This window comes from Acidisphaera rubrifaciens HS-AP3 (assembly GCF_000964365.1).
Taxonomy (GTDB): Bacteria; Pseudomonadota; Alphaproteobacteria; order Acetobacterales; family Acetobacteraceae; genus Acidisphaera; species Acidisphaera rubrifaciens.
In genome coordinates this window covers 1-6,798 of sequence record NZ_BANB01000230.1, presented here as the reverse complement: position 1 = coordinate 6,798, position 6,798 = coordinate 1, and the positions used below count along the sequence as shown (strand labels likewise).

The window sequence follows — 6,798 nt, the reverse complement described above, 5'->3', positions numbered from 1 at the left end:
GCACGACCGCCGCGCCCTGCGCGTGCAGCGCGCGCGCGATCGCGGCCCCGATGCCGCCCGATGCGCCGGTGACCAGGGCGGCGCGCCCGTCGAGGCGGAACATCACAGCACCTTCAGCACGGCTTCGATCTCTGACGGCGTGCCTGCCGACACGGCGGCGGCGTCGGGGGCGATGCGCCGCACCAGCCCGCTCAGTACCTTTCCCGCGCCCAGCTCCACGAAGCTGTCCACCCCGAGTGCCACCATCGTCTGCACGCTCTCGCGCCAGCGCACCGTCGCCGTAACCTGCCGCACCAGCAGGTCCGTGATCCGCGCCGGGTCGGTCGCCTTGGCGGCGGAGACGTTGGCGATCAGCGGCACCGTGGGTGCCGCCGGCGGATGCCGGCCGAGCGCCTCGGCCATCGCCTCGGCCGCCGGGGCCATCAGCGCGCAGTGGAACGGCGCCGACACCGGCAGCAGCATGGCGCGCTTGACGCCGCGCGCCCGGGCGATCTCCACCGCCCGCTCGACCGCCGCCCGCTCGCCGGAAATCACCACCTGGCCGCCGCCGTTGTCGTTGGCCGGCTCGACCACCGCGCGCGCCGCGGGCGCCGCCGGTCTGCCGTCCCCGGCCTCGTCCCCATCCTCGGCCGCCGGGATCACCGCGGCCGCGTCGCAGATCGCCTGCGCCTGTTCCAGATCGACGCCGATCAGCGCGGCCATCGCGCCCTCGCCCGGCGGCACCGCCTTCTGCATCGCCTGTCCGCGCAGACGCAGCAGCGATGCCGCGGTCGGGATGCTGAAGGCGCCGGCGGCGGCGAGCGCGCTGTATTCGCCGAGCGAATGGCCCGCCACCACGACCGCCCGATCGCGCAGCGCGACGCCGCCCTCGCGCTCCAGCACGCGCAGCGTCGCGAGCGACACCGCCATCAGCGCCGGTTGCGCGTTCTCGGTCAGCGTCAGCGTCTCGGCCGGCCCCTCGAACATCAGCTTCGACAGCTTCTGGCTCAGCGTGTCGTCCACTTCCTGGAACACCTCGCGCGCGGCCGTGAAGGCGGCGGCGAGATCACGGCCCATCCCGACGGCCTGACTGCCCTGGCCGGGGAAGATGAAGGCGTGGACTGGCATGGCGCGGTCCTGACGGTGTCGCCCGGAACGACGCCGCCGGCGCGCGCCGCGCGGCGGCGCCGGTCATCGTCCGTCTTGGGCCGGGCGGGTTAGACGTGGCATTACGGCCTGTCAATCTGGCCACCCCCGGGGCGCCGGCCGGGCGCCGCGCCGGACCCCCGGCCTTGTCAGTCCGGCCGGCCTGTGCTTGAAGCCGCGGCTTCCCTGCCGGGGCGCGGCACGCCCCGGCTATGCCCGGCCGTCCATGGGGACGGTGCGGCCCATCCGGGCCGGCGGGCGAGACAAGCCGAAGGGAGATCCCATGCCGCTTTATGAATGCGTGCTCATGGCACGCAACGATGTCACGCAGCAGCAGGTCGAGGCGATCGCCGACCAGGTCGGCGCCCAGGTGGAAGCCGAGGGCGGCGCCATCCGCAAGCGCGAGTACTGGGGCCTGCGCAGCCTCGCCTACAAGATCAAGAAAAACCGCAAGGCGCATTACATGCTGCTCGGCCTCGATGCCCTGCCGGCATCGGTGAACGAGATGGAACGCCAGCTCCGCCTCAACGAGGACGTGCTGCGCTTCATGACCGTGCGGGTCGAGGCGATCGACGAGGCGCCGTCCGCCGTGCTGACGCGCAAGAGCGACGACCGCGAGCGCGGCTTCCGCGGGCCGAAGCCCGCCGGCCGCTTCGACAGCGGCCGCCGCCGCGGCTACGACGATCGCGAGGAGTTCCGCGCCCGCGACGAGTACCGCTCCGATCGTGACGAACCCCGCCCGGGCGAGGAGTAAGACCGATGTCCGACACCACCGACGTCAATCCCGCCGCTCGCCGCACCGCCGTCGGCGCCCGCCGGCCGTTCTATCGCCGCCGCAAGTCCTGCCCGTTCTCCGGGCCGAACGCGCCGAAGATCGACTACAAGGACGTGCGCCTGCTGTCGCGCTTCCTGTCCGAGCGCGGCAAGATCGTGCCGAGCCGCATCACCGCAGTCTCGTCGAAGAAGCAGCGTGAACTGGCGGTCGCGATCAAGCGCGCCCGCTTCCTCGCCCTGCTGCCCTACGTCCTGAGCTGAGGGGAGGCGACCATGGCCGCCATCGAACTGATCCTCATGCAGCGGGTCGAAAAGCTCGGGCAGATGGGCGATCTCGTGCGCGTCAAGCCGGGCTACGCGCGCAACTATCTGCTGCCGCAGAAAAAGGCGATCCGCGCCAACAAGGAAAACCTCGCCCGCTTCGAGACCGAGCGCGCGCAGCTCGAGGCGCAGAACCTCAAGCGCCGCGAGGAGGCCGAGCGGGTGGCCGAGCGCGTCGCCGGCCTGTCGGTCGTGATCATCCGGCAGGCGGGCGATTCCGGCAGCCTCTACGGCTCCGTCAGCGCCCGCGACATCGCCGAGGGCTGCACCGAGGGCGGGCTGTCCGTCTCGCGCCATCAGGTCGTGCTCGAGCATCCGATCAAGACGCTCGGCCTCGCCAACGTGCGCGTCGTGCTGCACCCGGAAGTGAGCATCAGCGTCGTCGTCAACGTCGCCCGCAGCCCCGAGGAAGCGGAGAAGCAGGCGCGCGGCGAGGCGATCGGCCCGACCGAGGAAGAGGACGCCTATACGCTCGAAGTCGGCGGCGACACCGACGACCTCGGCAGCGCGCCGCAGCCGGACGTCTAACGCCGCCTACGCCGTCCCGCTCCGCCGCCCGTCGCGGCGGCCGCCTTGCCCGAACGCCCACCGCACCGCCGCGCCCCCGCGCGGCGGTGTCGCGTTTCCGGCGCCCGTTGCCATCCCCCGCCGCATTCCGGTCGCATCCCCCGGTGACGTGGCTGTCATCCGTGACTGCCATGGCAACGATCTTGCACGCCAGGGCGTTTGATGGATTACGATGCGGTGGACGTGAAATCCGTGTCACGCTCGCCGGCCGACCACCGTGCGAACACCAAGGCGCGAGGATGGACGTGACGATGCGCGCAACTCTCGAGTTCTTCCTGCGGCGACTGATCAGCCACGGCTCGCTGACGGTCCGCTGGCCATCCGGGCGCGAGACCAGCTTCCACGGCGCCATCCCGGGACCGCACGCGAAAATTGCAGTCAATACGCCGGATGCCATCCGGCGGTTGCTGCTCAATCCGTCGCTGGCGTTCGGCGAATGCTACATGGACGGCTCGATGGAGCCGATCGACGGCAACATCGCCGATGTCCTCGCGCTGCTGTCGGTCAATATCATGCGCAATCCCGGCGGGCATGCCCTGCTGGGGCTGCATTACCGACTGTCGGACTGGCGCCGCCGTCTTGACCAGTACAACCCGGCCCGCCGGTCGCAGCGCAACGTCGCGCATCATTACGACCTCAACGGCCGGCTCTACAGCCTCTTTCTCGATCGCGACCGGCAGTATTCCTGCGCCTATTTCCCGCGCGGCGACGAGACCCTGGAGGAGGCGCAGCTCGCCAAGCAGCGTCACATCGCCGCCAAGCTCTGCCTCGATCGGCCGGACCTGTCGGTGCTCGACATCGGCTCCGGATGGGGCGGGCTCGGCCTGTTCCTCGCCCGCGAATACGGCGCCCGCGTCCTCGGCATCACGCTCTCGTCCGAGCAGCTCGCGGAGTCGCGCGCCCGCGCCGAGGCCGAGGGGCTGCAGGACCGCGTGCGCTTCGAGATGCTCGACTACCGCGCGCTGGAGGGACGGTTCGACCGCATCGTCTCGGTCGGCATGTTCGAACATGTGGGCGTCGGCCACTACCGCGCCTTCTTCGACACCGTGCGCGCCCGTCTCGATCCCAACGGCGTCGCCCTGCTGCACGCGATCGGGCGCAGCGACGGGCCGGCCAGCACCAATCCGTGGATACGCAAATACATCTTCCCCGGCGGCTACTGCCCGGCGCTGTCGGAGGTGCTGCCGCATATCGAACGCAGCGGCCTGGTCGCGACCGATATCGAGATCCTGCGCCTGCATTACGCGATGACGCTGCGCGCCTGGCGCCGCCGCTTCGCCGCCAACCGCGACGCCATCGCCGCGCTGTACGACGAGCGCTTCTGCCGGATGTTCGAGTTCTACCTCGCCGGGTCGGAGATGTCGTTCCGCCACATGGGCCACATGGTGTTCCAGATCCAGCTCGCGCACCTGCAGACCGCGGTGCCGCTCACCCGCGACTACATCACCGTGGCGGAGCAGGCCGGGCGCCTCATAACAGCCGGACGAGAATCGGCAGCAGCAACGCGGTAATCACCCCGTTCAGCCCGATCGCGAGACCGCCGAACGCCCCGGCCGTCTCGCTCTCCTGCAGGATCTGCGCGGTCGCGAGCCCGTGGCCCGCCGTGCCCGCGCCCAGCCCGCGCGCCCGCGCGTCGATGATCCGTCCCAGCCGCAGCACCGGGCCGAGCAGGGCGATCGCGGTGACGCCGGTCAGCAGCACGAACACCGCCGCCAGCGCCGGCTGCCCGCCGATCTGCTCGGCGATGCCCATGGCGATCGGCGTGGTGACCGATTTCGGCGCGAGCGACAGCACGATCTCGCGGGGCGCGCCGAGCGCGCGGGCGATCAGCATCGCGCTGGCGGCGGCGACGACCGATCCGGCGGTGATCGCCGGGATGATCGCGTGCGCGCTGCGCCGTATCTGCCGCAGATTGGCATACATCGGCACCGCCAGCGCGACGGTCGCCGGACCCAGCAGGAACTGCACGTACTGCGCGCCCTGGAAATACGTGTCGTAGGGCACCCCCGTCGCCAGCAGCCCCAGCACCAGCAGCAGGATCGCCAGCGGCATCGGGCTCGACAGCGGCCCGGGCGGCAGCCGGCGGGTGATCTGCTCAGCCAGCAGCCAGGCGATCAGCGTCGCGCCGAGGCCCAGCAGCGGCGTGCTGCGCAGGTAGATGAACAGCGCGGTCACGCCCCCGGCTCCCCCACCGCGCCCGCCGCGGTCGGGGCGTCCGGCGGCCGCGTCCCCCGGCCGAGCCACTGCATCACCAGCGCCGTCGTCAGCAGGCCAAGCGCCGTGGAGGCGAGGATGGCGCAGGCGACCGGCACGAAGTTGCGCCCCAGCACGCCGAGCTGCGTCACCACCCCCACGCCCGCCGGCACGAACAGCAGCGGCATGTTGCGCAGCAGCCCGTCCGTCGTCTGGCGCAGCGACGGGCCGGGGCCGCGCCGGGCGATCAGGATCGCGATCAGCAGCAGCAGGCCGATCACCGGCCCGGGGACGGTCAGGTGCGCGGCGCGCACCAGCACCTCGCCCGCGAACTGGCAGGCGATGAGAAGCGTGAGGGCAGGCAGCACGGGCGGGGCCTCCGGCCTTGGGAATGGGCGGCGGAACTCCTCCGCCGCCACGCTCCTCAAGGCAAGAGTGGCCAGGGCAAGGGCGGGACGCCGCTAGACCTCGGGCGACCACACCGCCGGGACGTAGCCATAGCCGTCGCCCCGCCGCTCGACATGGCCGAAGGTCGGGAAATCCAGGTGCATGCCGGCGACCATCACCCGGTCCGTCGCCGCCATGTCCATCAGCCGCCGCCGCGTCGCCTGCGCCTGCGCGCCGTCGGCGTCGAACGCGACGCCCGCCGCCGGCTGCGCGAACTGGATGCCCGGCAGGTGCACCACGTCGCCCCAGATCAGCAGCGACGCCCCGCCCGAGGCGAGCAGCCAGCCGCTGTGCCCCGGCGTATGCCCCGGCGCCGGGACGATGCCGATGCCCGGCACCGCCTCGCCGTCCGTCAGCGTGCGCAGCCGCGCCTTGTACGGCGCGACCGCCGCCTGCGCGCCCTCGACATAGGCGCGCATCCCCTCCGGCGCGCCGGCCAGCGTCTCGGGCGACAGCCAGAATCCAGCCTCCGCCGCATGCACGATCAGCTCGGCGTTGGGATAGCGGGCCCGCCCCTCGGCATCGATCAGCCCGCCGACATGGTCGGGATGCAGATGCGTCATCAGCACCGCGGTCACGTCCGCCGGATCGATTCCCGCCGCCGCGAGATTGGCCGGCATGTGGCCGGCCGTGGGGCCCATGGTGGCCCCGGCGCCGCCGTCGATCAGCACCACGCCGCGCGGGGTGTGGACGGCAAAGGCGTTGATGGTGATGCGCGGCGGGTCGGCGCGGAACGAGGCCGCCAGCAGCCCGGCCGCCGTCGGCTTGTCGATGCCGGTGACGAGGTCGAGCGAGCCCTGGAGGAACCCGTCATTCACCACCGTGACGACGAAATCGCCGACGGCGCGGTGATGGACGCCCGCGGCCTGACGTGTGGGCTTGGCTGTGCTCATGCGCGTTTTCCTTTCTTGCTACTGGCGCCGCTTACATCGGCCGCGCCCGGCTTAAAACCAGACACCGCCCTCCGTGCCGCCGCGTGTTCCGGCGCGGCGCGGCGGCTGGTAGAAGCGGCCATGACCTCGCCCCTCGCCTCCATGACCGGCTTCGCCCGCACCGAGGGGGAGGTGTCCGGCGCCCTCTGGGTGTGGGAATTGCGCAGCGTCAACGGCCGCGGCCTCGATCTGCGGCTGCGCCTGCCGCCGGGGCAGGACGCGCTGGAGCCGGCACTGCGGGAGGCGGCGGGGCGGGTCCTTCGTCGCGGAAACGTGAGCGCGACGCTGACGCTGCGGCGGGCGGAGATGACCCGTCTCGTCGTCGACCAGCCGACGCTCGATCAGGTGCTGGCCGCCGCCCAGGCGCTGCATGTCCGCATCCCCGGCAGCCCCCCGCCGCGCGCCGAGGGGCTGCTCGCCCTGCCGGGCGTGCTGCGCC

10 protein-coding genes are annotated in these 6,798 nt (G+C 72.1%); 5 read left to right on the top strand and 5 right to left on the bottom strand.

What is annotated here, in order from left to right; all coding sequences use genetic code 11:
* Both B8460_RS20900 and B8460_RS07955 read right to left on the bottom strand, forming a co-directional pair.
* Positions 1–103, bottom strand: a 103-nt coding sequence (locus tag B8460_RS20900) for an SDR family NAD(P)-dependent oxidoreductase (RefSeq protein WP_148360451.1), incomplete at its 3' end; no start/stop codon positions are given.
* On the bottom strand, positions 103–1,107 hold the full coding sequence (locus B8460_RS07955) for an ACP S-malonyltransferase (RefSeq protein ID WP_048861053.1): 1,005 nt from the start codon (positions 1,105–1,107) through the stop codon (positions 103–105). The genes B8460_RS07955 and B8460_RS20900, both read right to left, overlap by 1 nt.
* Before the next feature lie 301 nt (positions 1,108–1,408).
* Here B8460_RS07955 and rpsF point away from each other — a divergent pair, with 301 nt between their 5' ends.
* From rpsF to B8460_RS07935, 4 genes are all read left to right on the top strand, one after another.
* Positions 1,409–1,879 carry a 30S ribosomal protein S6 gene (gene rpsF, locus B8460_RS07950; RefSeq protein ID WP_048861052.1) on the top strand — a complete coding sequence of 157 codons (471 nt, stop codon included), beginning with the start codon at positions 1,409–1,411 and terminating at the stop codon, positions 1,877–1,879.
* Positions 1,880–1,884: 5 nt separating this feature from the next.
* Entirely contained in the window at positions 1,885–2,160 is a 276-nt protein-coding gene (rpsR, locus tag B8460_RS07945; RefSeq protein ID WP_048861051.1) for a 30S ribosomal protein S18, read from the top strand.
* A gap of 12 nt (positions 2,161–2,172) precedes the next feature.
* Entirely contained in the window at positions 2,173–2,748 is a 576-nt protein-coding gene (gene rplI, locus B8460_RS07940; protein ID WP_048861050.1) for a 50S ribosomal protein L9, read from the top strand.
* Positions 2,749–3,038: 290 nt separating this feature from the next.
* A complete protein-coding gene (locus B8460_RS07935) occupies positions 3,039–4,298 on the top strand; it encodes an SAM-dependent methyltransferase (RefSeq protein WP_048861055.1) in 1,260 nt (419 codons plus the stop codon).
* Here B8460_RS07935 and B8460_RS07930 read toward each other — a convergent pair.
* The 3 genes from B8460_RS07930 to B8460_RS07920 form a co-directional block, all read right to left on the bottom strand.
* Entirely contained in the window at positions 4,258–4,962 is a 705-nt protein-coding gene (locus tag B8460_RS07930; RefSeq protein WP_048861049.1) for an LrgB family protein, read from the bottom strand. The two genes, B8460_RS07935 and B8460_RS07930, sit on opposite strands and share 41 nt — an antisense overlap.
* Positions 4,959–5,348 carry a CidA/LrgA family protein gene (locus B8460_RS07925; RefSeq protein ID WP_048861048.1) on the bottom strand — a complete coding sequence of 130 codons (390 nt, stop codon included), beginning with the start codon at positions 5,346–5,348 and terminating at the stop codon, positions 4,959–4,961. Before B8460_RS07925 ends, B8460_RS07930 begins: the two co-directional genes overlap by 4 nt.
* A gap of 93 nt (positions 5,349–5,441) precedes the next feature.
* Positions 5,442–6,320 carry an MBL fold metallo-hydrolase gene (locus tag B8460_RS07920; protein WP_048861047.1) on the bottom strand — a complete coding sequence of 293 codons (879 nt, stop codon included), beginning with the start codon at positions 6,318–6,320 and terminating at the stop codon, positions 5,442–5,444.
* Between the two features lie 120 nt (positions 6,321–6,440).
* Here B8460_RS07920 and B8460_RS07915 point away from each other — a divergent pair.
* On the top strand, positions 6,441–6,798 hold a 358-nt coding region (locus B8460_RS07915), incomplete at its 3' end, for a YicC/YloC family endoribonuclease (protein ID WP_048861054.1).

Bases quoted from the DNA above. Each gene is read 5' to 3' on its own strand.
- B8460_RS07955 (WP_048861053.1), bottom strand. From the start codon at position 1,107: ATGCCAGTCCACGCCTTCATCTTCCCCGGCCAGGGCAGTCAGGCCGTC.
- rpsF (WP_048861052.1), top strand. From the start codon at position 1,409: ATGCCGCTTTATGAATGCGTGCTCATGGCACGCAACGATGTCACGCAG.
- rpsR (WP_048861051.1), top strand. From the start codon at position 1,885: ATGTCCGACACCACCGACGTCAATCCCGCCGCTCGCCGCACCGCCGTC.
- rplI (WP_048861050.1), top strand. From the start codon at position 2,173: ATGGCCGCCATCGAACTGATCCTCATGCAGCGGGTCGAAAAGCTCGGG.
- B8460_RS07935 (WP_048861055.1), top strand. From the start codon at position 3,039: ATGCGCGCAACTCTCGAGTTCTTCCTGCGGCGACTGATCAGCCACGGC.
- B8460_RS07920 (WP_048861047.1), bottom strand. From the start codon at position 6,320: ATGAGCACAGCCAAGCCCACACGTCAGGCCGCGGGCGTCCATCACCGC.